Annotated in this window: 22 protein-coding genes and 7 tRNA genes; 9 read left to right on the top strand and 20 right to left on the bottom strand. The window is 66.8% G+C overall.

The window, feature by feature from the left end; translation table 11 throughout:
• Positions 1-129: 129 nt before the first annotated feature.
• A tRNA-Leu gene (locus tag ACVOKU_RS08345) sits at positions 130-215 on the bottom strand.
• A gap of 140 nt (positions 216-355) precedes the next feature.
• On the opposite strand from ACVOKU_RS08345, the gene ACVOKU_RS08340 reads away from it, so the two are divergent.
• Positions 356-736, top strand: a complete 381-nt coding sequence (locus ACVOKU_RS08340; RefSeq protein WP_053520434.1) for a response regulator — start codon at positions 356-358, stop codon at positions 734-736.
• A gap of 40 nt (positions 737-776) precedes the next feature.
• On the opposite strand, the gene ACVOKU_RS08335 is transcribed toward ACVOKU_RS08340, so the two are convergent.
• A complete protein-coding gene (locus tag ACVOKU_RS08335; protein WP_481559615.1) occupies positions 777-1733 on the bottom strand; it encodes an SOS response-associated peptidase family protein in 957 nt (318 codons plus the stop codon).
• A gap of 77 nt (positions 1734-1810) precedes the next feature.
• Between ACVOKU_RS08335 and ACVOKU_RS08330 the strand changes: the two genes are divergently transcribed.
• Positions 1811-2227 (top strand): GNAT family N-acetyltransferase, encoded by a 417-nt coding sequence (locus tag ACVOKU_RS08330; protein ID WP_481559614.1) that lies wholly within the window; start codon positions 1811-1813, stop codon positions 2225-2227.
• Between the two features lie 38 nt (positions 2228-2265).
• Here ACVOKU_RS08330 and ACVOKU_RS08325 read toward each other — a convergent pair.
• The 7 genes from ACVOKU_RS08325 to ACVOKU_RS08295 all read right to left on the bottom strand — a co-directional run bounded on the left by ACVOKU_RS08325 (position 2266) and on the right by ACVOKU_RS08295 (position 3603).
• Positions 2266-2341 (bottom strand) — tRNA-Glu (locus ACVOKU_RS08325).
• A 48-nt stretch (positions 2342-2389) separates the two neighbouring features.
• Positions 2390-2465: transfer RNA gene (locus ACVOKU_RS08320), tRNA-Ala, on the bottom strand.
• A gap of 42 nt (positions 2466-2507) precedes the next feature.
• A tRNA-Glu gene (locus ACVOKU_RS08315) sits at positions 2508-2583 on the bottom strand.
• Positions 2584-2632: 49 nt separating this feature from the next.
• Positions 2633-2708, bottom strand: a tRNA-Ala gene (locus ACVOKU_RS08310).
• A 180-nt stretch (positions 2709-2888) separates the two neighbouring features.
• Positions 2889-2964: transfer RNA gene (locus ACVOKU_RS08305), tRNA-Glu, on the bottom strand.
• A gap of 54 nt (positions 2965-3018) precedes the next feature.
• Positions 3019-3094, bottom strand: a tRNA-Ala gene (locus ACVOKU_RS08300).
• A 110-nt stretch (positions 3095-3204) separates the two neighbouring features.
• Positions 3205-3603 (bottom strand): heavy metal-responsive transcriptional regulator, encoded by a 399-nt coding sequence (locus ACVOKU_RS08295; protein WP_481559613.1) that lies wholly within the window; start codon positions 3601-3603, stop codon positions 3205-3207.
• A gap of 181 nt (positions 3604-3784) precedes the next feature.
• Between ACVOKU_RS08295 and ACVOKU_RS08290 the strand changes: the two genes are divergently transcribed.
• From ACVOKU_RS08290 to ACVOKU_RS08265, 6 genes are all read left to right on the top strand, one after another.
• Complete coding sequence (locus ACVOKU_RS08290; RefSeq protein WP_065182735.1) at positions 3785-4858, top strand: GlxA family transcriptional regulator; 1074 nt, start codon at positions 3785-3787, stop codon at positions 4856-4858.
• An 83-nt stretch (positions 4859-4941) separates the two neighbouring features.
• Positions 4942-5745 (top strand): TlpA family protein disulfide reductase, encoded by an 804-nt coding sequence (locus ACVOKU_RS08285; protein ID WP_481559612.1) that lies wholly within the window; start codon positions 4942-4944, stop codon positions 5743-5745.
• A 30-nt stretch (positions 5746-5775) separates the two neighbouring features.
• Entirely contained in the window at positions 5776-6618 is an 843-nt protein-coding gene (gene dsbG, locus ACVOKU_RS08280) for a thiol:disulfide interchange protein DsbG (protein ID WP_481559611.1), read from the top strand.
• Positions 6619-7077: 459 nt separating this feature from the next.
• The gene (locus tag ACVOKU_RS08275; RefSeq protein WP_481559610.1) at positions 7078-8508 is read left to right on the top strand and encodes a DcaP family trimeric outer membrane transporter; all 1431 of its coding nucleotides are present in this window, start codon (positions 7078-7080) and stop codon (positions 8506-8508) included.
• 77 nt (positions 8509-8585) lie between these two features.
• Positions 8586-9938, top strand: a complete 1353-nt coding sequence (adiC, locus tag ACVOKU_RS08270) for an arginine/agmatine antiporter (RefSeq protein WP_053517667.1) — start codon at positions 8586-8588, stop codon at positions 9936-9938.
• Between the two features lie 20 nt (positions 9939-9958).
• On the top strand, positions 9959-12247 hold the full coding sequence (locus ACVOKU_RS08265; protein WP_111185977.1) for an Orn/Lys/Arg family decarboxylase: 2289 nt from the start codon (positions 9959-9961) through the stop codon (positions 12245-12247).
• Between the two features lie 125 nt (positions 12248-12372).
• Here ACVOKU_RS08265 and ACVOKU_RS08260 read toward each other — a convergent pair whose 3' ends face one another.
• The 8 genes from ACVOKU_RS08260 to ACVOKU_RS08225 form a co-directional block, all read right to left on the bottom strand.
• The gene (locus ACVOKU_RS08260) at positions 12373-13086 is read right to left on the bottom strand and encodes an energy transducer TonB family protein (protein ID WP_481559609.1); all 714 of its coding nucleotides are present in this window, start codon (positions 13084-13086) and stop codon (positions 12373-12375) included.
• Positions 13079-13855, bottom strand: coding sequence for a ChaN family lipoprotein (locus ACVOKU_RS08255; protein ID WP_481559608.1), 777 nt, complete (start codon positions 13853-13855; stop codon positions 13079-13081). Before ACVOKU_RS08255 ends, ACVOKU_RS08260 begins: the two co-directional genes overlap by 8 nt.
• 10 nt (positions 13856-13865) lie before the next feature.
• Entirely contained in the window at positions 13866-16337 is a 2472-nt protein-coding gene (locus tag ACVOKU_RS08250) for a TonB-dependent receptor (RefSeq protein ID WP_481559607.1), read from the bottom strand.
• Positions 16338-16401: 64 nt separating this feature from the next.
• Positions 16402-17328: a FecR family protein gene (locus ACVOKU_RS08245; protein WP_481559606.1), complete on the bottom strand. Its 927-nt coding sequence runs from the start codon at positions 17326-17328 to the stop codon at positions 16402-16404.
• The gene (locus ACVOKU_RS08240) at positions 17325-17834 is read right to left on the bottom strand and encodes an RNA polymerase sigma factor (RefSeq protein ID WP_053517659.1); all 510 of its coding nucleotides are present in this window, start codon (positions 17832-17834) and stop codon (positions 17325-17327) included. Before ACVOKU_RS08240 ends, ACVOKU_RS08245 begins: the two co-directional genes overlap by 4 nt.
• A gap of 134 nt (positions 17835-17968) precedes the next feature.
• Positions 17969-18193 carry a hypothetical protein gene (locus tag ACVOKU_RS08235; RefSeq protein WP_481559605.1) on the bottom strand — a complete coding sequence of 75 codons (225 nt, stop codon included), beginning with the start codon at positions 18191-18193 and terminating at the stop codon, positions 17969-17971.
• Positions 18190-18891: a glutamine amidotransferase gene (locus ACVOKU_RS08230; protein ID WP_481559604.1), complete on the bottom strand. Its 702-nt coding sequence runs from the start codon at positions 18889-18891 to the stop codon at positions 18190-18192. Before ACVOKU_RS08230 ends, ACVOKU_RS08235 begins: the two co-directional genes overlap by 4 nt.
• Complete coding sequence (locus tag ACVOKU_RS08225; protein WP_481559603.1) at positions 18888-19661, bottom strand: YggS family pyridoxal phosphate-dependent enzyme; 774 nt, start codon at positions 19659-19661, stop codon at positions 18888-18890. Before ACVOKU_RS08225 ends, ACVOKU_RS08230 begins: the two co-directional genes overlap by 4 nt.
• Positions 19662-19737: 76 nt before the next feature.
• Between ACVOKU_RS08225 and ptsJ the strand changes: the two genes are divergently transcribed.
• Positions 19738-21021: a MocR-like B6 salvage transcription factor PtsJ gene (gene ptsJ, locus ACVOKU_RS08220; protein WP_481559602.1), complete on the top strand. Its 1284-nt coding sequence runs from the start codon at positions 19738-19740 to the stop codon at positions 21019-21021.
• 14 nt (positions 21022-21035) lie between these two features.
• Here ptsJ and ACVOKU_RS08215 read toward each other — a convergent pair whose 3' ends face one another.
• The 3 genes from ACVOKU_RS08215 to ACVOKU_RS08205 form a co-directional block, all read right to left on the bottom strand.
• Positions 21036-21542 carry a hypothetical protein gene (locus ACVOKU_RS08215; RefSeq protein ID WP_481559601.1) on the bottom strand — a complete coding sequence of 169 codons (507 nt, stop codon included), beginning with the start codon at positions 21540-21542 and terminating at the stop codon, positions 21036-21038.
• Between the two features lie 81 nt (positions 21543-21623).
• Positions 21624-24734, bottom strand: a complete 3111-nt coding sequence (locus tag ACVOKU_RS08210; protein ID WP_481559600.1) for an error-prone DNA polymerase — start codon at positions 24732-24734, stop codon at positions 21624-21626.
• Positions 24735-24740: 6 nt separating this feature from the next.
• Complete coding sequence (locus ACVOKU_RS08205) at positions 24741-26150, bottom strand: Y-family DNA polymerase (RefSeq protein WP_481559599.1); 1410 nt, start codon at positions 26148-26150, stop codon at positions 24741-24743.
• Positions 26151-26152: the final 2 nt, after the last annotated feature.

The raw sequence follows: 26152 nt of genomic DNA, 5'->3' as shown, positions 1-26152 counted from the left end.
ATCCGCTGGCAACGTTGTCAGCCGGGGCGCGCACGGTGGCGGCGCCGGGCGGTCGCCGCGCGGGAGGGGCGAGGCAGGTGACGGGCCGGAAATGCAGAAGGCCAGGTCGTGGACCTGGCCTTTGATGCATGGTGCCGGTGAAAGGACTCGAACCTTCATGGGGTTGCCCCCGGCTGATTTTGAGTCAGCTGCGTATACCATTCCGCCACACCGGCAGGCAGCGGGTGATTTTACCCGAGGTCGAGCGCACTTTCATAGGGGCTGCCCGGCGCGGGACGATCGCGGCCGAATCTGCCGGCATTGCCCCCGTGATCGCTATACTGCGCCGGCGTGATATGCACAGGAGCGGGAATCGATGGCGGCGTTGCAGGACCTGCGGGTACTGGTGGTCGAGAACGACGAGATGAGCGCGGCCCTGCTGCAGATGCAACTGGTGCAGGCCGGTGCACAGGTGGTGGGGCTGGCTGCGAGCGTCGGCGAAGCGCTGAGGCTGCTGGAAGAAACCACGCCGGACGTGGCGCTGCTGGACTATCGCCTGGCCCACCAGGAAACCAGTGAGCCGGTCGCGGCGGCGCTGGCCGCCCGCGGCGTGCCCTTCGTGCTCGCGACCGGCATGTCGGCGGAGCAGCTGCCACAGGCCATGCAGTCGGGTGTGCTGCTGGTCAAGCCCTACCTGTCCGCGGAGCTGTCGCAGGCGCTGGCCCGCGCGGTCGGGCACTCCAGCGCCCGCGCCTGATCCAGGCGCGGTGCCCGGACGATCCGGCCGCAGTGCGTGCTCAGGCGGACTCCTCGAAGACGTAACGGATCTCCTCGCGATCGTCGAGGATGCGGTATTGGCTGGCCAGATCGCCAGGTTCCGGATTGAGCCATGCATCGAGGTGCTCAGGCCGGATCGGCACGATGCCGCGATCATGGCCGGCGGCGGAGACATCGGCCGGCGGCGTATCGGTGATGGTCGCAAATGAGAGGAGGCGTCCTTCGGGGCCGTCCCACTCGGACCAGAGGCAGGCGACCAGCAGGTCGCGGGGCGGGTCGGGGCGGAACTCAAGGACTACGTCCCCCGTCCTGCCATCAGGGGCCGGTGCACGTCCGCCAACCGCATCCCGGGACACATGCTCGTAGAAGGCCTGGATGACGACCACGCCATGACGCTGCCCGAACGCGCCGCGCCAGTAGCCTTCCAGGCTGTCACGGCGGGCGTTGTAACTGCCCGGATAGAGCACGTCGTTGCGCGCGGGCGCATCCGGCAGACGGCACCGGTAGCGCATCGGCTTGATCACCCGTTGCCCGTTCTCGCTCACCATCACCGGCGCGTAGGTGCCGGGGAAAATGCGGTTGTCGCGTGGCAGCAGCTGCACGCGATGCAGGTCGTCGAGCCGGGTCTGCGCGCGATCGATGCGGTTGCCGGCGATGCGCAGCTCGTTGCGCGCCTTCAGTGTGGGACGGGTGGCCAGGGCTGCGATTGCGATGTCGCGGCGTTCGCGCTGCTGGGCCAGCTCGGCTTCCAGCGTGGCCTGCTCCTGTGCATGCCACCGCTGGATCCGGGCCACGATGTCGCGGCCGAGCTCCGTGCGCGCGCCAGCGAAGCCGTCATCCATGGCCTTGGGCGTCCTGGGTTGCTTCTTGCCGGGGTCGTACGCGTACAGCTCGGCGAACTCCTCAAGCGACAGCACGGCACCGAACTCGCGCACCAGCTTGGCGTAGTCGGCCCGGATCAAAGCGGAGTAGCACATGCGATATCTGTCGGGGTGGGTCGCTGCAGCTGCGACGCGGATGCGGCAGGATAGCCTGACACTCAGGGAGATTCCGCATGAACGATCCGGCCCATTGCCATTTCCGTGAAGGCGCGCCCACGGTCGAGGCCTATTGCCAGCTCCGGGCGCTGGCCGGGCTCAGCGCCAAGACCGCCGAAGCGGCTGCACGTGCGCTGCCCAATACCCTGTTCGGTGTCTGCGCCTATCAGGGCAGTGAGCTGGTGGCGATGGGCCGGATCGTCGGCGATGGCGGCTGCCACCTGCAGGTCTGTGATATCGCCGTACTGCCGCGGTTGCAGGGGCAGGGACTGGGCAAGGAGGTGATGCGGCGTCTGGACGAATGGATGCAGGCCACCCTTCCGCCTTCGGCCTATGTGAGCCTGCTCGCCGATGGCGAGGCACATCGGTTGTATGCGCAGTACGGATTCGCGCCGACGGCGCCAGCCTCGATCGGAATGTATCGACGCTTCTGAAAAGAAAAACCCCGGCCGAAGCCGGGGTTTTCAGAAATTGGCGTCCCCACGGGGATTCGAACCCCGGTCGCCACCGTGAAAGGGTGATGTCCTAGGCCTCTAGACGATGGGGACGCACGAAAACTTCAAGTTGTAGAACTTTCGACGGCCTGATGTCGAAAGTGGTGGAGCCAAGCGGGATCGAACCGCTGACCTCCTGCATGCCATGCAGGCGCTCTCCCAGCTGAGCTATGGCCCCATGAAACCAGGATGCCTGCCGGGAGCAGGGTCCTTTTGAAACTGGCGTCCCCACGGGGATTCGAACCCCGGTCGCCACCGTGAAAGGGTGATGTCCTAGGCCTCTAGACGATGGGGACGCACGAAAAACTTCAAGTTGTAGAACTTTCGACGGCCTAATGTCGAAAGTGGTGGAGCCAAGCGGGATCGAACCGCTGACCTCCTGCATGCCATGCAGGCGCTCTCCCAGCTGAGCTATGGCCCCGTGTTACCGAGCCGCCTATCATACCTGCGTGTTCACGTTTGTGGAAGCCTTTTGAGCTTTTTTCGTTCCGGCGCTCCGCATACGATCCGGGAGACCACCGTGACGCCACAACCTGAATGCCGGTTGGCGGTGAACAAAAAAGACCCGGTTATCGGCCGGGTCCTCGTTGTTCGTGATGAGTGGCGTCCCCACGGGGATTCGAACCCCGGTCGCCACCGTGAAAGGGTGATGTCCTAGGCCTCTAGACGATGGGGACGCAATTCTCATCAATGTTCTTTAGCGACCTTTCGACGGCCTAATGCCGAAAGATTGGTGGAGCCAAGCGGGATCGAACCGCTGACCTCCTGCATGCCATGCAGGCGCTCTCCCAGCTGAGCTATGGCCCCACGTCGCTGAGGAGCGAAATAATAGCGATGCCCCCTGGGGTTGGCAAGCATTTGTTGCACTTTTCTTCACGTCCGCGGCCGGGTGCGCCATCGTTCCGCCGGGTGTCCGGTCACTCGCCGTCTTCGGTCAGCGCCGCCAGGATCGGGCAGTGCACCAGCGCACCGTGGCCAGGGCAGGCCTCGACCAGTCGCGACAGTGCCGCATGCATGCGCTGCAGTTCGCTCATGCGCTGCTCGATGTCGAGCAGGCGCGTCCGTGCGGTGTCACGCACGCTGCCCATGTCGTGCTGGTGCTGGTCGCTCAGTGCGAGCAGTTCAGCGATCTCCTCCAGGCTGAAACCGAGCGACTTCGCACGGCGGATGAAACGCAGGCGACGCAGGTCCTGCTCGCCGAAGATGCGGTAGCCACCGGCCGAACGTGCCGCGGTGGGCAACAGCTGCTGGCGCTCGTAGTAGCGGACCGTATCGATCGGGACGCCGGCCCGGCGCGCCAGCTGACCAATGTTCATGGCGGAAGTCCTCGGGTTTCCGGCCGCCATTCTGAACCCTTGAGTCTGGTCCAGGGTCAATGCGATGTGTGAGATACGCATCCAGTGCACTTTGCAACTTTCTTCATAGCCTCGCCGATGGAGCACTTTCTACCCTGCACCTGAACCGGTCATTCGCTGGCCAGAACCGAGGAGGTGCACCGTGGAGGGAATCAGGAGCGAGGGGTTCGTTGAAGTGGGGGTGGTCGAGTACCCCGGTGGCGACCCGTCGGCAGCATCGGTACTGGCTGAAATGGCACATGTGGCCAACCGCGTGGCGCAGCAGCAGCGGCGCCCGTTCAAGCGGGTGCTGGTGACCCGCTGGATCGTGCCGGCCAGCCGCAGCGGGGTACATCGCATCGCGGGCGCGGACATGCTGGATGCCGCTATTCCCGCGGTGATCGCGGTTCCGGGCCAAGTCAGTTCGACGGCCTCTCTTCGTACCGATGAAATCCTGCTCGACTGGCTCCGTGCGCACTACGACGGCGGCAGTCTGCTGGCCGCCGCGGCGGATGGGGTGAGCGTATTGGCCCGGGCCGGCCTGCTGGCGGGCCGGACCGTGTCGGGTCCGGATCTCAGCCGCCATCCCGGACTGGTGGCGCAGGCTGTCAGCTGGGTACCCAGCGAACGCGCACTGGTGGACGATGGTGATCTGCTGACCGTCGCAGGTGTGCAGGCATGGCGCTTTCTCGGCCTGCGACTGCTGCACCGGCTGTTCGGTCAGGGCGTGGCCAGCGCGGTGGCCACGCAGCTCGCGATCACCGTTCCGGAGCCGATCCAGCAGGATCTGGAGCGCTTCAGCGCCAACTTCGCCCATGGGGACCGCGACGTGCTGAAGGCCCAGCGCTGGCTGCACACCACGGCGGCGCGCGGCGCCACACTCGCTTCGATCTGTGAAGTGGCCGGGCTGGAGCCGCGCACTCTGCAGCGCCGCTTCCTGAGAGCGACCGGGCTGCGTCCGATCGAATACTGCCAGCGACTGCGGGTGGCCAAGGCGCAGACATTGCTGCAGCAGGGGGCGGGTATCGATGAAGTGGCCTGGGGGGTCGGCTATGCCGATCAGAGTGCGTTCCGGCGACTGTTCCTGCGCATCGTCGGCATGACGCCGGCGAACTATCGACGTCATGTCAGCAACAAGCGTCGCGAGCGCCCGCTGCTGCCCTCCGTGGCAGGGAGCCTGCGCGGATTGGCGCCGGCGCCGACGCCGGGCATTCAGATGGGGCGCAGCGCGGCTTGACGATTGACGGTCTGTCGTCGCGCTTGCATCGCAGGCGCGACGCTTCGACCATGCGGTCAGTCGATCGTCGAGTGGGTGGAGTGATGTCCAGCGTTGGGCCGGTGCCGATGCCGGTCGTTCTGATTCTGATCTGTCTACTGATTGCGATGACGATCGCCCGGCTCTGGCCCGGTCGCCGTGCGCAGGGGCCGCAGCCTTCGGCGGCCGGCATGGTGCTGGATATGCTGCTGGTGGGGCTGCTGTGTGGCCGCATCAGCTTCGTCGCCGTCAATGCGGCGCTGTATCGCGACTCGCCATGGAGCGTTCTGCAGATCACCGATGGTGGATACCACCTGGTCGTCGTGCTGATGGCTGCGTTGGCGTGGGGATTGTGGCGGCTGCGTGGACATCCTGCGCTGCGCCGGCCGGTACTGGCAGCAGCGCTGGCAGGTACGCTGCTGTGGGGCGCGGCCACTCACGGCGTGTCCGGGTGGCAGGCGCGGCATATGCCGCTGCCCAGGCTGGAGGTGATGGACCTGCAGGGCCGTGTCATCGATCTGCAGCAGTTCCGTGGCAGACCGGTTGTCGTGAATCTCTGGGCGACGTGGTGTGGTCCGTGCCGACGTGAAATGCCCGTGCTGGCAGCCGCGCAGGACGCACATGACGATGTGCGGTTCGTGTTTCTCAATCAGGGAGAAAGTCTGGACGAGGTCCAGGGTTTCATTGCCGGCGAGCGCCTGCAGCTGCGCAACGTGCTGCTGGATGGCGATGCTGCCGCATCTGCGGCGCTCGGGGTGCAGGCGTATCCTTCCACCCTGTTCTTCGATGCTGACGGACGCCTGCAGGAGCTGCATCTGGGTGAACTGACCATGGCAGGGCTTGAACACAAACTGCGCCGGCTGCGGTAGCCTGCGCTGGCATCCCACTATGGAGTTCCCATGTCGTTGATTTCCCTGCGCACCGTTCCTGCGGTGCTGTTGCTGCCGGCCCTGCTGGCCTTGGCCGCCTGCAGCCAGGCGCAGACGCCACCGGGCAAGGCAGGAGCTGCGCCGGCAGCCGGTGCGCCGGCCTCCGCTGCCAAGGGGGATCGCCCGGAGGTCCTGAAGGGCATCGAGAAGCATGGTTTCGAGGTCGTCGCCGAGTTCGACGCACCGAGTGGGCTGCGCGGCTTTGCCGGCGTGGTCGGTGGCCAGCAGCCTGCCGCCGCTTACGTGACCGCGGACGGCAAGCACGTGGTGGTAGGCAGTCTGTTCGATGCCGAGGGTAACGATGTCGCCGCTGATGCAGTGGAAAAGCTGGTGGCCGCGCCGATGTCGGCCAAGATGTGGAGCAAGCTGGACGCCAGTGCGTGGGTGCGGGATGGCAAGGCCGATGCACCGCGCGTGGTCTACACGTTCAGTGATGCCAACTGCCCGTACTGCCACACGTTCTGGGAGGCGGCACGCCCATGGGTAGATGCCGGGAAGGTGCAGCTGCGTCATGTGATGGTCGGTGTGATCCGCGAGGACAGCCCGGCCAAGGCGGCCGCGATTCTGGCCGCACGCGACCCCAGCGCGGCACTGCTGGAGAATGAGCGCCAGTTCGACCGCGGTGGCATCAAACCGCTGCCGAACATCAGCCGCGAGATCGCCGGGAAGCTGGATGCCAACCAGGTCCTGATGATCGAGCTGGGCTTCCAGGGTACGCCGGGCATCCTGTTCCAGGACGCGCAGGGCCAGGTGCAGCGTCGCTCCGGTCTTCCACAGGGTGCCGATCTGCAGACGGTGCTGGGTCCACGCTGAAAAGCGATCCTGCATGCAGGGTGTCATCGACAGGCCCGTACGGAAACGTGCGGGCCTGCTACGTTTGCATGGCCATGACAGCGTGAACGGCTGCGCAGTGCTTGTTCGCCGTCACGTCTGAATCGTGACTGAGATCAAGCATCGTGCCTTGATTCCAATCAAGGCCAAAAACGACATGCGCATTAGCCTGTGACGCATGAAATACAGCGATATCGCCTCTGCACGGCTGCGCACGCAGGGCTCTATGCAGAGCACGCCTGCATGGCAATTCACGACACTCTCACTCTGCGCTTGCTACCCAGACCGCTCCGGTCGCTGCCTCATCGGCGGTGCGAACCTGCCGGCGGCCATCTGTCTTAAACGCAGTATCCGTATTTCCAGCAACGGCGGAGCGAAGCCAGGATGGCGCACGCGTGCGGTCCGGCATCGCGTGGCGAGTGTTCGTGCACGGGGGATGCAATGCGCATGGCAGTACTGAGTCTTGCCTGCCTGGCCGCGCTGGCCGCTGCGCCGCTGCAGGCGCAGGCGGTTGCCGACGACGACGCGCAGGCGCTGCGCCGTGAGATTGCGGCGATGCGACAGGCCCTGGAAGGCATGCAGCAACGCCTGGACCAGCTCGAGCGGCATGATGCGGGCGTCGCGCCTGCTGCTACGGCTACGCCCGTGTCGCCAGCTCCGGCGACGACGGCCGCCACACTGCAGCCCACCCGCGTGCCCGGCGTGGCGCAACCGGTGCTGCCGGCGCGCGAATCAGTGGCGGACCCGTCGACGGCCGCCTCGCGTCCAGATAACGCTGCCAGCCCCACCGACGCGGATCTGAAAGGCTTCTTCGCCATCCCCGGAACCGACACGGTCATCCGCATCGGCGGCTATGCCAAGCTCGATGCCATCGCCGACTCGCGCCGGGCGGGGGACGAGGACCAGTTCATCCCTTCATCGATGCCGATAGGGGACAGCCATCGCGACGTTTCCAACTTCAACATCCACGCCAAGCAGACGCGGTTCAGCTTCGAGGCGCGCCGACCGACCACGCACGGCAACCTGCGCTTCTATCTGGAGAATGATTTCTTCGGCAGCAGCGACGGATACCAGTTCCGCCTGCGCCACGCCTATGGGCAGCTTGGCAATACCTATGCCGGTTATGGCTACTCCAGCTTCATGGATGCCGACAGCCTGCCCGATACGCTGGATTTCGCAGGCCCGGGAGGTGCTGGCTACCTGTTGGTGGCCGGCATCCACCACAGTTTCGCGCTGGGCAAGGGAAGCACGCTGACGATCGCTGCCGAAGACCCGGAGACGGAACTGGCCGGGGCCAGCGAGACGCTGGCGGCGGTGAACCGGCTGCCGGACGTCACGGTAACCGCGCGCATGGAGCGCGATTGGGGCCACCTGCAGCTGGGTGCGGTGGCTCGCAGTCTCGCCTATGACGGCCAGGACCAGCGCGACCGGCGCATCGCCGGCGGCCTGCAGCTCAGCGGTTCTGCTTCCGTGGGCACGCGCGACCTGCTGCTGTTCGGTGTGCTGGGCGGCCGCGGCCTGAGCCGCTACACCGCTGATCTGACCGGCTCCGGCCTGGATGCTGTGGTGGATGCGGACGGTCGCCTGGAGGCACTGGATCTGCACGGCGGCTTCGTCGGTTACACCCATTACTGGTCCGATCTGTGGCGCTCGAATCTGATTTTCGGGCAGCTCACGCTGGAGCGGAACGCCGCTCTTGCCAGTGACGCATTCCGGCAAAGCCGTTATGGCGTATTCAACCTGATCTGGAGCCCCGCACCCTCTTGGACGATGGGCATGGAGCTGCTCTACGGTCGCCTGCAGCAGCAGGACGGTGCACGCGGCGACACGGTAAGAGTGCAGGGCAGCCTGCAGTACAACTTCATCAAGTAGGCGCCAGCGGCAGCACGCCAGCGCAGCCAACCCCCACGCCCGGCGCAACCGGGCTGATGCCGGTACAGGAGATTGTCATGGCAGAAGCAAAGAAGATCGGGGTGGTGGGAGCCACCTTCCTCGTCGCGGGCAACATGATGGGCTCAGGCGTGTTCCTGTTGCCTTCCAGCCTGGCCAAGATCGGTACCGCCTCGATCTGGGGCTGGCTGATCACCACGGCGGGTGCGCTGCTGCTGGCGTTCGTGTTCGCCAAACTGGGCAAGCTGGCCCCGAAGGCCGGCGGCCCCTATGCCTATGCGCGCGACTGGTTCGGCCCCTACATGGGCTTCCAGACCAATACCATCTACTGGTTCGCCAACTGGATCGGCAATGTCGCCATCCCGATCGCGGCGGTGGGTTACTTCAGCTACTTCTTCCCGATCCTGTCCGAGCCGCTGGTGCGCTGCATCGCGGTCCTGGTGCTGGTGTGGGCGCTGAGTTTCGCCAACGTGATCGGTCCGGCCTTCGTCAGCCGCGTGCAGACCGTCACCACCAGCTTCGCGCTGGTGCCGATCCTGGGCATCGCCATCTTCGGCTGGTTCTTCTTCGATGCCGACATCTTCAAAGGGGCCTACAACGTCTCCGGTGAATCCAACTTCGGTGCGATCTCCAGTGCAGCCGCACTGACGCTGTGGGCGTTCATCGGCGTGGAGTCGGCATCGGTGACCGCCGGCGTGGTCGAGAACCCGGAGAAGAATGTCGCGCGCGCTACGCTGGCCGGCGTGTTCCTTGCGGCCATCGCTTACATCGCCAGTTCGTCGGTGATCATGGGCATGGTCCCCAACGGTGAACTGCAGACTTCGGACGCGCCGTTCGCCTTGGCGGCGGCCAAGGCCGTGGGGGGGTGGGGCGGTGCGCTGGTCAGCCTGTGCGCGTTCATCGGTGCGGCCGGCTCGCTCGGTGGCTGGATCCTGCTGACCGCACAGAGTGCGAAGGCCGCATCGGACGATGGCCTGTTTCCGAGCATCTTCAGCAAAACCAACAAGGATGACGTGCCGGTCAAGGGTGTGCTGATCGTGGCGGTGCTGATGACGCTGGCCGTGCTGGTCACCTCCACCTCGGAAACGGCATCCGCGCAATTCGATGTGATCACCTCGGCCGCGGTGGTGCTGACCCTGCTGCCCTACATCTATTCCTGCGTGGCCTGCTACTTCGTGGTCGAACGCTCGCACACCCTGGTGCATACCGGCGCGTTCTGGACCTTGACCAGCCTCACCGTCGTGTACTGCCTGTGGGCGATCTATGGCTCGTCGGGAACGATCGTGCAGTACGCCTTCCTGTTCGTCCTGTTCATCACCGTGTTCTATCCCTTCTTCAGCGAGGAGCGCCGCCAGCAGCGGCAGCGTGCCCGCGAGGCGGCGGCGATTTCTGCCGGCGCGCAGCATTCCTGATTCGGACAAGGAGAAACAACGTGTATTTCAAGTCATTGGACTATCCGATCATAGTCATCGACGGTGATTACGACTCACCGCGCATCGGCGGCATCCTGATCCGCGCGCTGGTGGAAGAGCTGCGCAGCAACGACCAGCGCGTGCTGTGCGGGTTGAACCTGGATGATGCCCGTGCAGGAGCGCGCACCTATGTCGCGGCGTCGGCCGTGCTGATATCGATCGATGGCAGCGAAGAGGTTGATGGCGAGTTCCAGCGCCTGACCGCGTTCCTGCGCGAGCAGAGTGCGCGCCGCGCGAACCTGCCGGTCTTCCTGTATGGCGAGCGCCGTACCATCGAGAAGGTACCGAGCAAGCTGCTCAAGTACATCCACGGCTTCATCTTCCTGTTCGAGGACACCAAGAACTTCATCTCCCGGCAGGTGATGCGGGCCGCTGAAGACTACATGCAGCACCTGTTGCCGCCGTTCTTCAAGGCACTGATCCATCATGCCGCCGAGTCGAACTACTCCTGGCATACGCCCGGCCATGCCGGTGGCGTGGCCTTCACCAAATCGCCGGTTGGCCGTGCATTCCACCAGTTCTATGGCGAGAACACGCTGCGCAGCGATCTGTCGATCTCGGTGCCGGAGCTGGGATCGCTGCTGGACCACACCGGGCCGATCAAGGACGCCGAGAACGAAGCGGCCCGCAACTTCGGCGCCGACCATACGTTCTTCGTGACCAATGGCACCTCCACGGCCAACAAGATCGTCTGGCACGGCACGGTGGCGCGGGGCGATGTGGTGTTCGTCGACCGCAACTGCCACAAGTCGCTCCTGCATGCGCTGATCATGACGGGCGCGGTACCCGTGTACTTCACGCCCAGCCGCAACGCGCACGGCATCATCGGCCCGATCAGCCTGGACCAGTTCACTCCGGAATCGCTGCAGCAGCGCATCGCCGCGAACCCGCTGGCGAGCAAGGCATACACGGCGGGCTCCAAGCCGCGTATCGCCGTGGTCACCAACTCCACCTACGATGGCCTGTGCTACAACGCCGAGAAGATCGCCGACGAGATCGGCAGTGCGGTGGACTTTCTGCACTTCGATGAAGCCTGGTATGCCTACGCCGCATTCCATCCCTTCTACGAGAACCACTACGGCATGGCCAAGGGCAAGCCGCGCGAGCAGGATGCGATCATCTTCACCACGCACTCCACCCATAAGCTGCTTGCCGCGTTCTCGCAGGCCTCGATGATCCATGTGCGCAACTCGGCACAGCGCAATCTGGATGCCGAGCGTTTCAACGAATCATTCATGATGCACACCTCCACCAGCCCGCACTACGGCGTGATCGCTGCCTGTGATGTCGCGTCGAAGATGATGGAGGGCGAGGCCGGTCGCTCGCTGGTGCAGGAGATGCACGACGAGGCGATCGCATTCCGGCGCGCCATGCTGCATGTGCGCGACGATCTCGGCCGTGATGATTGGTGGTTCAGCGTGTGGCAGCCGACCAAGGTCGAGCGCAGCCTTGACAAGGGCGACACGCCGGCGCCGATGGTGGCCAAGCGGGAGGAGTGGTACCTGCAGCCGGATGGGCACTGGCATGGTTTCGAGAATCTGGTGGACGACTATGTACTGATCGATCCGATCAAGGTGACCCTGCTGACCCCCGGCCTGTCGATGGATGGCGGAATGGGCCGGCTGGGCATTCCAGCGGCGGTGCTGAGCAAGTTCCTGTGGGGCCGTGGCATCACTGTGGAGAAGACCAACCTCTACTCGGTGCTGTTCCTGTTCTCGATGGGGATCACCAAGGGCAAGTGGAGCACGCTGGTCACCGAGCTGATGGCGTTCAAGGAGCTGTATGACCGCAACGCCCCCCTGAGCCAGGCGCTGCCCACGCTGGCGGCGGACTATCCCGTTGCCTACGCCGGCTGGGGACTGCGCGACCTCTGCGATGCGCTGCACGCCTTCAACCAGGAGTTCGCAGTGGCCCGGGTGATGCGCGAGATGTACGTGGACCTGCCGACGCCGGTGATGACCCCGGCCGATGCCTACAACCATCTGGTGAAGGGGGAAATCGAACGGGTGGACATCGAACAGCTCAGTGGCCGCATCGCGGCGACCATGCTGGTACCGTACCCGCCCGGCATTCCTACCATCATGCCGGGCGAGCGCTTCGGTGCCAGCGATGAGCCCATCATCGAGTCGCTGCGCATCGCACGCGAGCAGAATGCGCGCTTCCCGGGCTTCGAGTCGGACGTGCATGGACTGATCATCGAGCACGACGGCGAGACCGTTTCGTACAAGGTGGAAGTGCTGAAGGCCTGAGCCGTTCCCTGGTCCTCCGCACGCAACGCGGTGCGGAGGACTGCCGGGCGGCGAACCCGTGCACGGGCACGCCGATTCCGCTGCTGCGTCATGCTGTTGGAGATCGAAGCGTAAGCGTACAGCGCCTAGCGCAGGTAGTACTCCACGGGCACCACCAGTTCCTGCGGTGCCTTCATTTCGTCGGGAATGCGTGGCAGCGGCTGTGCGCGGCGGAAGGTCTGCAGCGCCGCGTCATCGAGCAGGGACTGGCCGCTGGACTGCTCCAGCCTTAGCGCCAGAAGGCGTCCGTCGCGGTCGATGCTGGCGCGGACCCAGCTGGTGCCCTGCTGGCGCCGCGATCTGGCGCTGGAGGGGTAGTAGCGGTATCGCTCCAGTCGTGCCATCAGCCGCGCTTCCCACTGGTCGCTGGCAGCGCCGGCCTGGACGTCCGCGGGTGGGGCGTCTGGAGCAGGCGGCGCGGCCGTGATCGATGCCGGTGCGGGACGGGCATCGGCCGCGGCCGCAGGTGGGGCGACCCGCGTGGGTTGCCGGCCGGCGCCGGCGATCTCGCTGGCGGCCAGTTCGCCTTCATGCGCGTGGGTCGGCGCGGGTGGCGGCGGCGATTTCCGTGGCTGCGCGGCGCGCGCCTGTTGCGCTTGGCTGGGCTGTTCGGCCTGGCGTTCCTCCACAGGCTGTGGCGGTGCAGCCGGCGCAAGCAGGCGCAGGCTGATGCGCACATCCTGCTCTGGCGGCGGCAGCGTAGGCGGGACTGCCACCCAGTGCACGAGCAGCAGCAGCGGCAGCAGGTGGATCCCGACGGTGATCGCCATTGCCTGCCAGTGTTGCCTGCGTTCACTCATCTGCGATCACCCACAGCAGGTCGGCGTCGCTGGCGTCGATGGCTTCTTCCGCCGATGCCAGAGCGACCACCAGCGCAGGCGCGGATGCGGGCAGATAGCCCGGTACGCCGGTGCCGCGCAGCACATGCCAGCGGCCGGCAACCAGCAGCGCGGGTGTCTGTGCGGCCGCCAGTACCTGCGCCATACGCGAATCGCGGGCCTGCTGAACGGCCAGCATGCCTTCCAGCAGCGGTGCGGCGTCGGCGTGCTGGGCCAGCACTACGTTCGACAGGCGGTGGCGTGCGCCAGGCACCGGGAAGCGCGCCGGTGCCGACGAAGCGAGCAGCGCGTCGACCTCCGCACGCGAGAGGTTGCCACCGTGCAGGGCGATGCCTGCAGCGGCGGCATCCTGCACCAGTCCGCCATAGGCCGACCACGGCCAGCGGGGGTCCCAGCCCAGCAGTTCCTGCAGGTGTTGCCCGTCGGCACGGTTGCCCTTGTCCAGCCAGCGCTGCACGCGCTGCAGGCGGGGCTGGCGTTCACTGCCGATCATCTCCAGGACCAGCGCACCCTGTGGTCGCTGCTGGTGCAGGACCTGCAACAGCCAGCGTTCGGCGGCATGGTCGGCGGCGACGTCATGGCGTTCCCCCAGCAGCAGGTGCTGGGCGGCGGCGACGCGCTGCACGAACGCCGCTTCCTGCAACGGCCGGCCGCTGGCCAGGTCGATCACTGTGCCGGGCATCGACTGGGCCTGTCCGGTCACCAGCACGGCAAGCAGGCACAGCGGCAACCAGCGTCGGCTAGAACGCCACGTTGACGCCCATCGAGATGGTGCGGCCGCGGCCGTTGCCGCGGTCCAGGATCGGGCTGAAGATGCTGTCGATCGAGGCATTGTTGTCATAGGCCTTGTTCTGCAGGTTTTCGATGTTCAGCCACACGGTCGTGCTGGCCTGTGGCTTGAAGCTGGCGTAGAAGTCCAGCAGCACACCCGTGCCGCGGGTCTTGCGGGTCTGGAAGAAGTCGTAGCCTTCCTCGGTGGGGCCGGAGTATTCGGCACGCACGCCGGCCTGCACGCGTTGCTGCCACCAGCGACCGCCGACGTCCAGCGTCCAGTAGCGGTCGGGAAGCGCGGTGATGTCTTCCAGGTTGACGAACTCGATGGTGGGCGCGCTGGTGTGTGATCGTGTCCAGCTCAGCGTCGCGTGATAGTGCTCGCTGGCGTAGTGGGCCTCCAGCTCGATGCCACGCATGCGCACCACGCCCGGGTCGTTCATCCAGCGGGTGGTGACGCTGAAGTCGTCCACATCCAGCGCATCGGTCCAGGCCGAAAGCTGCGGGTCGCTGTCGATCGGTACCACGACGGGCTCGATTTCCGGTGGATGCACGATCAGCAGGTACTGCGGCTTGATGTAGTCGCGGATGCGGTTGTCGAAGCGGGTCACCCGCAACTGGGCCAGGTCGCCGTCGCGCAGCAGCGAGTCGATGCTGAGGTTGGCGCCGAACTGCAGGTTGCGCGAGCGTTCGCGGCGCAGGAATGGATTGGCGCCTACGCCATCGGCATCGCTCATGCCTTCCAGCGGAATCTTCTCGAAGAACATCTCCTGCACGCGTGGCGGCCGCGATGTCCGCGAGGCCTCGGCGTACAGCTGCAGCCAGTCGGTTGCCTGCAACGAAACCGAGAGGCTGGGACTGAGTGCATGTTGGCGGCGGTGGATGTCGATGCCCCCGCCGTTGATCCGGGTGCACTGGCCCGGAACATCCGAACAGGTCGGGATATGCCCGCGGATGCCGTAGCGATCCTGGCGCAGCCCGGTGGTCAGTGCGTAGATGCCGTACTGCAGTTCGAGCGTACTGAACACGCTGTCCAGCTGGCTGCGCCCCTGCGGGTTGGCGCCGCGCAGGGTGGGCGTATCAGCAACGAAAATGTCCGACTGGTGCTTGAGCCCTGTGTTCCAGCGTGCCTGCAGCGAGCCGATCTCGAAGCGGCTGGTGTTGTCGATGTTCCAGCTGCTCAGGCTGCTGTGGGTACGCCGGCCGATGTAGCTGGACACTTCCACCGGCGGATAGAACAGCCGCGTCTTGTTGGCGGCGAAGCTGGCGCGCAGATCGATCCACGGTGTATAGGGCGTGTAGTGATAGCTGGCGCGCTGGTTGCGTGCCGAAATCTGCCACGGGTAGTTGTGATAGAAGTCGTTCTCGTAGCGCATGTGGCTCAGGTCCAGCCGGTGCAGCTCACTGGGTTGCAGGCGGGCCTTGAGCAGCCAGCTTCTGGGGTGCTGGCTGCCCGGGTCGGCGCTGTTCTTCTGCCCGTTGGCGGTCGCGTACTCGCTGCTGCGGCTGCTGCTGGCCGCCGCAAGCAGGCCGAACTGACGGTCACCGCCTTCCTCGCTGTGGCGCCAGGCGCCGGCGAAGGTACGGCCACTGCCATAGCCGTTGTCGCCGTGCCGGTAGCCGGCGCGCAGGCCCCAGTCGCGGCTCTCACCCAGCAGGTCATCGATATCCAGCGTGCGGAAGTTGGCGGTACCGGCCAGGGTGCCAGCGCCATCGCCGCCAGCGACGGCACCGCGCTGCACATCCACCCCGGCCAGCAGGAATGGATCGACATAGGCGAACGGGCCCCCGGAGCCGTGCCCGGCGTTGTTGCGGAAGGTCTGGGTGACACCGTCGATCATCGTGTTGACGCGGCCGGCGCCGGTCATGCCACGGATGTTGACCTGGAGGCCGGGCTGGCTGCGCGAGTGGAAGCTGTGCGTGCCGGGCATCGAGCGCAGCAGGCTGTTGCCTTCCTGGCGTTCGGCCATCGCCACGCGTTCGCTGCCAACGGCTGGCGCGAAGCCATCGCGGGTGGCGGGGACGTACTGGCTGGCGCCGGTGCCGGGCGCATGGCCCTGTGCAGGAGTGCCCTGCACGCGCAACGGACCGGTGCGGCGGCTGCCATCGCTGGACTCGGCAGGCGCCGGCTCGAGGGTGGCACGCCGTGCGTCGATGAAGCGGGGCCGCAGGCCGGTGCCGGCCAACAATTGTGACAGCGCCTGCCTGTCGTCGAAGTTGCCGCGCAGGGCGGGCGCCATCTGGCGCTGGGGCAGCGCGCCACCGATCACCAGATCGATGCCGGTGAGCCGGCTGTAGGCATCCAGTGCGCCGGCCAGCGGTTGTGCAGGCAGGTCGTAGTGGCGGGTTGCGGTCTGTGCCTGGGCGTGGCCGGACAGGAACGGAACCGGGCTGGCGCAGGCCAGCGACAAGGCCAGGACAAGGGGGCGGTGGGACAGCATCGAGGTCTCCAGGGAGTGACGCAGAGCGTCGTCAGCCTGGGAAGACGCACGGGCAGGGACGATGTCAGGGTGCATGGCCGGTGCCGTGCGTTGATGACAGCCACAGCTGCAGTCCGGGACCGATGCGCAGCACGCGGACCTGCAATTGCCGGGCGAGCTGGTCGCGGGTGCCGGTGGCGCCGGCGGCATTGCCCAGCACGGTGACCCGCTGCTGGCGCAGGTGCGCGCCCATGATCCAGGTGTGCCCCCCGTCCCAGCGGTCCAGCCCCCGGGCGACATCCTCCAATGGGGCCGATACCCAGTGCAGGCGCCGCTCGCGCCAGGCGAGCACGCCTGCCGGTGCGGCCGACGGGGTGCCCGGTGTCTGGCCATCGAAGCGCAGTTGTTCGCCCTGGCTTGCCTCTCCGCTGCCGCTGCCGCTGTCCACCCGCACCTGGTGTTCGGTGACGGTCACCACGCTGCTGCCGTTCTGCACGGCGACATCGAATGCGGTGCCCAGCGCGGTGACCCTGCCATGCGGCGTGCGCACCTGGAACGGCCGGCCGGCATCGGCGGCAACCTGGAACCAGGCCTGTCCGTTCTTGAGCTGCAACTGCCGGCGCTGCCCGTCGATGCGGACGCGCACCTCGCTGCCCGGAGACAGCACGACGCGCGAACCGTCCTGCAAGGGTGTCTCGCGGATCTCGCCGACGGTGGTGCGCAGCACCAGTTCTGTCGGCGGTGCGTCCTGGCGGAGTGACAGGCCCAGCACGCACAGCAGCACGGCGCCGATGCCCGCCTCGCGCAGGGCGTGCCGGCGGTGACGCTGCTGCTGGCGTTGCAGGCTGGGCAGGCCGGCACCGGCCTGCCACAGCTGCTGCAGGTGCAGGTACTGTGCTGCATGGCGCGGGTCTGCCTGATACCAGTGGGCGAACGCGCGCTCGTCGCGCGTACCGTCATGGCCGTCGAGCCACCAGCGTGCGGCTTCGCGTGCGATCGTGTCCTGGCTCATGGGCCGGGCACCTGTTGCAGCGCGACCAGCGCGCGCAGCAGGTGTCCATGCACGGTCTGCCGGCTGATGCCGAGCTGGCGACCGATTTCGGCCAAGGCCATCTGTTCGACCCGGGCCAGCAGGAACACCTGCCGCGAGCGCGGCGGCAGGGCGGCGATGATCGCGTCCAGGTGACGCAGTTGCTCGAGATCGAGCAGGCGTTGTTCCGGCAGGGGCGCCGGATCGGCGAGGGTGGTCAGAGATGCTTCGTCCAGCGGGTCTTCCCGGCGGCGCTGGCGTTGCCGGTAATGGTCGGCGATCAGGTTGTGGGCGACGCGGTACAGGTAGGCGCGGCCATTGCTGAGCAGGCCACTGGCGGCGACCTTGACGACACGCAGCCAGGTCTCCTGGACGACGTCATCGGCATCGCTGCGTTGCGGGAGTTTGCGGCGGACGTGGGCGTGCAGCGGCCGGTAATGGGCGGCGCACAGATGCGCGACATCCGTCGGTTCGACAGGCGTGGACACGGGGCGGGCTACAACTGGGAAAGGGAACAGCCCGCGGCGGCAAGGGCAGCGCCTGCACCTTACAGTAAAAGAGAATCATTTGCATCCATGGTGCCGGTGCATCGAAGGCGAGCGGGCCGGCAGCGCGCTCTGCGTCAGAGGTCGCGGTACTGGATCTGTGCAGCGAGCACGCGCAGGCCTTCGGCGCTGCTGGACAGGATGCGTTCTTCGCCAATGCCCTTCTGGCGTTGCAGCTGGAATCCCGCTGCGTCGGGCAGGTGCGCGGCGATGGTCTCCATGCGTTGCAGCGCGTCGGCCCCTTGGCAGTCGAAATGACCCCAGTAGGCGCCGTGACGGTGGACCAGCAGGCGGTAGTTCATCGAGCGTTCTCCTGTAGTTCCTGCAGCCAGTGGTTGAACATCGCAGTCGCGGCTGCGGCCAGCGGGGCGCCATAGCGACGTGCCTGGGCGCGAAGATCGTTCGGGTCGATGCCCGCCTGGGCCAGCTCGAGCGTGTGGCCGATCAGCCAGCGTTCGAACTGCCGCGCGTCCAGTTCCGGGTGGCACTGCAGGGCCAGAGCATGCTTCCCGATGGAAAAGGCCTGGTGGCGGCAGGCGGGTGTACTGGCAAGACGGTGCGCACCGTCCGGGAGTTCGAAGGCTTCGCCATGCCAATGCAGCACAGGAATGCCCTGCAATGCCAGCAGGGGAGAACGCTGGCCCTCGTCGGTCAGCAGCAGTGGCGCGAATCCGATTTCCTTGCCTCCGCTGGGCGCCACCTCCGCCCCCAGCGCACGTGCCATCAGCTGCGCACCCAGGCAGATGCCGAGGGTTGGCCGCTGCAGGTGCAGGCGCCGTTGCAGCAGCGCGATGCTGTCAGCCAGGAAAGGGTAGAGCAGGCCATCGTTGATGCTGACCGGCCCCCCCAGTACGACCAGCAGATCAGCCGCTTCGGCCGCGTCAAGCGCATCGATGCCGGCCTGCAGAACCTTCAGCTGCCAGCCCTGGGCCAACAGCAGCGGCTGCAGCGTGCCGAGGTCTTCGAAAGCAACGTGTTGCAGGACGACCGCGTGCTTCATGCGGCCCCTCCACGGGTGGGCCAGTAGGCGCTGTCCGGTGTCGGGCGTGCCCCGAAGATGGCCTGGCCGACGCGGACCACGGTGGCGCCCTCCTCGATGGCGACCTCGAAGTCGCCGGACATGCCCATCGACAGCTGCGACAGGTCGATGCCGGTCGGCGCGCTGCGCTGCAGCTGGTCGCGCAGCGTGCGCAGGCGGACGAAGCAGGCGCGTACGCGTTCCACCTCCGGAGTGAAGATGGCCAGGGTCATCAATCCGCGTACGCGCAGGCGGTCGAACATGGGCAGCTGCTGCACGAAAGCGTCGACGGCGCCGGGCTCCAGGCCGTACTTGCTGGGTTCGGCGGAGGTGTTGACCTGCACGAACACGTCCAGAGTGCGGTCCTCCAGCAGCAGGCGCTGCTGCAGCGCTTCGGCTACGCGCAAGCTGTCCAGCGCCTGGAATTCACTGGCGAAGCGCGCCACATGGCGGGCCTTGTTGGTCTGCAGGTGGCCGATCACCGACCAGTGCACGCCAAGGTCGGCCATCGACTCGGCCTTGCGCTGTGCCTCCTGCACCTTGTTCTCACCCAGCTCATGGCAGCCGGCAGCTACGGCCATGCGGATGCGCGCCTCATCCACGGTCTTGCTGACCGGCAGCAGGCGCACGCTCTGCGGGTCGCGGCCCGCGCGGGCACAGGCACGCGCGATGCGCTGGCGCACCGTGAGCAGGTTGGTGGCGATCTGTTCGACGGACTGGGCGACAGGCCAGTCGGCGGCGGCAAGGGGCATGCGTGCACCTCCAATGCAGGGTGGCCAGGGTGGGATACACTGGCACAGGACAAGATTTATTTTGGCATAGGACAAAATGAAAATCACCGGGCACAGTGCCGAATCGATCTTCGACAGCATCCGCGAGGGCATCGGCGACGGGCGGCTGACCGCCGGCAGCGTGCTGCCGCCGGTACGCGAACTGGCCGAGCGGCTGGGCGTCAACCGCAACACGGTGGCGGCCGCGTACAAGCGGCTGGACGCGGCGGGCCTGGCCAGTACGGGGGGGCGGCGCGGTACCACGGTGCGTGGCGTGCCGGCCCCCGTCGCGCGCGAAGGCAGTCCGCCGGGGCTGGCGCTGCACGATCTGGCAGGTGGCAATCCGGACCCACGGCTGTTGCCGAGCCTGCGCCTGGCACCGGCGCCACCTCGGCTGTATGGCGTGGGTACGGTTGACCCGCGCATGCAGCGGCTGGCACGTGCGTCGCTGGATGCCGATTGTCCGCAGGGCTATGCCCTGGAGCTGAGCCACGGTGCGGTCGATGGCATCGAACGCCTGCTGGCTGCCTGGCTGCTGCCCGGCGACCGCATCGCTGTGGAGGATCCCTGCTTCCTTGGCAGCCTCAACGTGCTCAATGCCGCTGGCCACACGCCGCTGCCCGTGGCGATGGACACGCATGGGATGCAGGTGGCGTCGCTGCGGCGGGCGCTGGAGGCTGGCGCACGCGCGGTATTGCTGACGCCGCGCGCACACAATCCTACCGGCGCCAGCCTGGATGCGAAGCGGGCGCGGGCACTGCGCCAGCTGCTGGCCGGCTACCCGCAGGTGGCGGTGCTGATCGACGATCATTACGCGTTGCTCTCGCAGCAGGCCTACCACTCGGTGCTGCCCGTCGATGGCCGGCGCTGGGCACTGCTGCGCTCGCTGTCCAAGCCGTTGGGCCCGGATCTGCGCCTGGCATGGCTGGCGTGCGATGAGGAAACCGCGGTACGGCTGCGCCTGCGGCTGGCAGCGGGAACCGGCTGGGTCAGTCACCTGCTGCAGGACGCGGCGGTCTCGGTGCTGGAATCAGCCCCGCAGCGGGCGAAGATCGCTTCGGCCGGCGTGCGTTACCAGCAGCGGTTGCAGTCGCTGCAGATGCTGCTGCAGGCGCGGGGCGTGCAGCAGGCCGTGCCGATGGAGGGATTGAACCTGTGGTTGCCGCTGCCGGATGACAGCCGCCCGCAGGTACTGGCGCTGGCCGCCCGCGGCTGGCATGTGCGCGCCGGCGAAGTGTTCGCGGTTTCCGCCCCTGGCCATGGCCTGCGCATCACCTGTGCGGCGCTGGGAACACCGCAGCAGCGACAGCTGGCCGATGACCTGGCGGCCGTGCTGGAATGATGAACCCGCGTCCTTCAGGGCGCGGCACTGACGCCGGGGCGCACGTAGTAGGACTGCCCGCTGTCATCCACGAACATCAACTCCGGCTTGCCCTGCCAGGAGGTCAGCATCGCGCCGGTGTTGTTCTGGTGTTTGACCATCAGGCTGGCGCCGCGGTCGGGGTTGGCGACCACCTTGAACACTTCGGTGGTGCCGGCTGCATCGTCAAGCGTCAGCAGGGCTTCGCCACCGTGGTCGGTCGTGCCGTAGCCGCCGCGTTCGGAGCCGTCCGGACCCAGCAGAACCAGGCCGGACAGGGCGCTGGCACGTGTTCCCTGCACCTGGCCATGACTGCGTGGGTCGGGCACCGGGGCGCCCAGGATCACCCGCGCCTGACCGGCGCCATCGTGGATGACCAGGCCCCGGGCTTCGATCACCCGCTGCGGCGATTGGCTGCGATGCAGGCTCCAGGCAGTCCAGCCGGAAACGAGCAGGGCGAGGGTGGAGACCAGCAGCGTGGTCAGCGTGAGTACGCGGGGCATCGGATCGTCCTTCCTTGGATGTGCCGACGATAACGGAAGCGGGCCGCTCATGACCAGTTCGCTGTGTGAGGCGGTGTGTCCTCAGTGGAAGTCGCGGCTTCGGCTGCGCAGGCCCTGCAGCAGTTCATCCAGGCAGTGCATGCGTTGCACGATCACATGCTGCACGCCATCGACACGCTCCAGGCGGCCGTCGATCTGCATCAACTGGGTATCGACCAGTACACGGTGCTGCCGGTCGGCCAGGTGCCGCCAGACCACGGCATTGACCATGCCGGTTTCATCTTCCAGGGTAAGGAAAGTGACGCCGCTGGCGGTCTGGGGACGCTGGCGCATGCGTACCAGCCCGGCGATGCGTACGCGGCGGCCATGGCCGTGGCCGGCCAGTTGTGCGGCGTCGAGGCAGCCGCGGCTGCGCAGCTGCGTGCGCAGGAATGACATGGGATGGCGACCCAGGGTAGTGCCGATGCTGCGGTAGTCGGCCTGCATGTCTTCCCACGCACTGGGCAACGGCAATGGCACGCGTGCTTCAGCGGTGGTGCGGGCCTGATCGAACAGCGGCAGGCGGTTTTCCACGCCGGAGACATCCCAGCGCGCACGATGACGATGCCCGCTGAGGCCGCGCAGCGCGCCGGCATCGGCCAGCAGGCCCTGATGGCGCCGGTCCAGGACGGTGCGCTGGCACAGATCGCCGACATCGTCGAACGGCCGTCGCGCACGTTCGCGCATGATGGCCTGTGCCACCTGTTCGTTGCAGCCATCGACCAGGCGCAGGCCCAGCCGGATCGCCGCGGGACCCCTGCTGAAATCCAGCGTGCAGTCCCAGTCGCTGTGGCGCACGTCCACCGGCAGCACGATGATGCCGTGCCGGCGCGCATCCTGCAGCAGCTGGTCGGGGCTGTAGAACCCCAGTGGCTGGCTGTTGATCAGGCTGGCGGTGAACGCGGCCGGATGATGGCACTTCAGCCAGCAGCTGTTATAGGTCAGCAGGGCGAAGCTGGCGGCGTGGCTTTCCGGGAAGCCGTAATCGCCGAAGCCCTTGATCTGCTCGAACAGCTGCTCGCCGTATTCGCGACTGAAGCCGTTCTCCAGCATGCCGGCCAACAGCTTCTCGCGATGCGGTTCCAGCCCGCCGCGGCGCTTCCAGGCCGCCATCGAACGGCGCAGGGCATCGGCCTGGCCCGGGGTGTAACCGGCCGCATCCACCGCCAGCTGCATCACCTGTTCCTGGAACAATGGCACGCCCAGCGTACGTGCGAACACGCGTTCCAGCCGCGGTGGGTAGAGCGGATTGTGTGGATCGTTCAGTGCATCAGGGCCGTGTTCGCGCAGGATCCGCCGCCGCTCCAGATAGGGATGCACCATGTCGCCCTGGATCGGACCGGGCCGCACGATCGCGACTTCGATCACCAGGTCATAGAACGTGCGCGGCTGCATGCGCGGCAGCATCGCCATCTGCGCGCGCGATTCGATCTGGAACACGCCGATGGTGTCGGCGGCGCAGATCATGTCGAACGTCTTCGCATCCTTGGGCGGGATCGCATCCATGCGTCCTTCGTGCAGGCCATGCTGCTTCAGCATCGCCAGGCATTTGCGGATGGCGGTGAGCATGCCCAGCGCCAGGCAGTCGACCTTCATCAGGCCCGTGGCATCCAGATCGTCCTTGTCCCACTGGATGACGGTGCGGTCGGCCATCGCTGCGTTCTCCACCGGCACCAGGGTCGACAGCGGGTGTTCGGAAATCACGAAACCGCCCGGATGCTGCGACAGGTGGCGCGGGAAGTCGATCAGCTCGGCGGTCAATGACAGCAGTCGCCGCATCAGCGGCGTCTCCGGGTCGAAGCCGCGCTCGCGCAGGGTTTCCGGCAGCGGAATGTTGCCACCCCAATGGTCCATCGCTGCGCCCAGTTCATTGACCTGGTCCATCGGCAGTCCCAGCGCACGGGCGACATCACGGATCGCACTGCGGCCGCGATAGCTGATCGCCACCGCCGTCAACGCGGCGCGTTCGCGGCCATAGCGCTTGAACACGTACTGCAGGACTTCCTCGCGCCGCTCATGCTCGAAATCGATATCGATATCCGGTGGTTCATTCCGCTCGGCGGAGATGAAGCGCTCGAACAGCAGATTGCTGCGCGCGGGGTCGATCTCGGTCACGCCCAGTACGAAGCACACCGTTGAATTGGCGGCCGAGCCGCGGCCCTGGCAGAGGATGTCCTGGCTGCGGGCGAAGCGCACGATGTCGTGCACGGTGAGGAAGTAGGAGGCATAGTTCTTCTCCCTGATCAATGCCAGCTCATGCTCGATCTGCCTGCGCTGTGGTTCCTGGATGCCCTCCGGCCAGCGCCAGGGAATCTTTTCTTCCACCAGCTCGCGCAACCAGCTGTCCGGGTCATGACCTTCCGGCACCAGTTCACGCGGGTAGGTGTACTTCAACTGATCCAGGGTGAAGTGGCAGCGCTCGGCGATGCGCACGGTCTCGGCCAGCAGTGCAGGCGGGTACAACCGGGCCAGCGCGGTGCGTGGGCGCAGGTGGCGTTCACCATTGGGGAACAGGCGCCAGCCGGCTTCGGCCACGCTGCAGCGGTGACGGATCGCGGTCAGCGTGTCCTGCAGTGCGCGGCGGCGGCGCACATGCATGTGCACATCGCCGCTGGCGACCAGCGGCAGGCCGTGGCGTTCGCCGAACGCCTGCAGCTGCTGCAGGCGGTGCGCGTCGTCGTGCTCATGGTGCAGTTCCACCGCCAGCCACAGGCGATCCTTGAAGGCTGCGCGCAGCAATGGCAGATCGGTGGCGGCGGGCTGCCGGTCCAGCCACAGGCACAACAGGCCGTCGGGCAGGCCGGGCAGGTCATCGCGCAGGCAGCGGTACTCGCCCTTGCCGGCCCGCCGCCGGCAGGTGGTGATCAACTGGCACAACCCGGCGTAGGCAGCCTGGTCGGTGCACAGCAGCGCCAGCTTCGGTCCCTCTTCGACCTGGAACTCGGCACCGACGATGAGCGCCACGCCCTGTGTCTTCGCTGCCTGCCAGGCGCGCACGATGCCAGCCAGCGAACACTCGTCAGTGATCGCCAGCGCGCGGTAGCCCTGGCCGCGGGCACGTGCGAACAGTTCCTCGGCGGTGGAGGCACCGCGCTGGAAGCTGAAGGCCGACAGACAGTGCAGTTCGGCATAGCCGGGCAGTTCATCATGCATGGTGGTTCAGCCGAACCAGCCGTGCAGCATCCACGGTGCATGGGGATCATTGCGCTCACGGAACGCCCAGCCGCGCTGGCCGTGTGCGGTTTCCACCACGTAGTAGTCGCGGCGCGCATCGGCCTGGTCCCACCAGCCTGATTCGATCCGCTCCGGCCCGGTGACGACGCGCAGCCGCGGGTCACGCAGCACCTGCGGTGTGTCCAGCAACCAGCCGGGGCGCAGCGGCCAGTACGCCGGTGGCCTGGCGGGTGCCTGGGTGCCACTGGCGCGTTCGGGGCGATGGTCGGCCTGCACGGCAAGGGGCTGCACGGCATCATCGCCGAGCCGTGCACGCAGGCGCTCGCGCAGCTGGGTCCAGGGCATCGCCTGTGCCGGGCGGGTGTCGAACAGATCGCGTGCAGCGGGCACGAAGGGCGGCAGCTGTTCGGCCTGCAGGCGCAGGGCCCGGCTGCCCGCCGGTAGCGGGAAGGCCTCCATTCGGTTACGGGCGATCTCGAACAGCAGCGCGGCATCGCGCTCGGGTGCGAGCAGGCCGATGGTCAGCACGCTGGCGGGCAGCAGGTCGTGTTCGAAATGCAGGTCGAAACGCTGCACGCCGCCATCGCGCGAGCACAGGAAGGCCGCCAGATCCAGCAGCAGGCGCCGCAGCGGAAACAGCAGGGCCTGGCTGGATTCGATCTCGTACTCGAATTCGATGCGTGCGTCGAAACGGTCTGGTGGCTGGTAGTAGCGCAGGGGGGCGGTGGGCAGGCCACGCAGCGCGTCCAGCTGCTGCAGCACGTCCGGCGCGAAGCGGCGCGCCAGGCTGTCGCGCGGCAGGTCGAACACTGCCCCCAGCGTACGCAGCCCGGAGCGGCCAAGCACGGTCACCGCATCGGCCGGCAATCCGCTGCGCGGCAAGGGCAGCTGCGCCAACAGGGCTGGCAACTGTCCTGCATCGATACCGAGGCCATCATGCACGTTGGCCAGCACCCGTGCGGCATGGGGATTGGGCGCCGCGACCAGGCGGTGACGGAATCCAAGTTCATGCAGGCCATCACGCAGGCGCCGTTCGATCGCCAGCCAATCGCCGAACAGGGCACGGCTGGCACCGATCTCCAGGACCAGTGCATGCGGAAAGTCGAGGCTGACCTGCGAACTGAAGCCGTACAGCCAGCTGGCCAGCAACTGGCGGGTGTGCAGCTCGGTGGCCGGATCGTAGTCATGCAGCTGCAGGTCCTGCACCAGTACCTGTGCGGCCGACAGCAGCATGCCCGGACGCAGGCCGGCTGCACGCGCAGCAGGGCTGACGGCGCGCAGCACGCGACGCTGCGCCGGCCCCTGCAGCAGCACCAGTGGCCGCTGCGGATCCGCTTGCAGGCGCAGCACGCAATCCAGCGCCAGCTGCGGCAACAACAGGCAGGCCCAGTCCATGC

This window comes from Stenotrophomonas sp. STEN147 (genome assembly GCF_056757995.1).
Note: the sequence above shows the minus strand (reverse complement) of the source record. Positions and strands in the feature narration are given on the sequence as shown.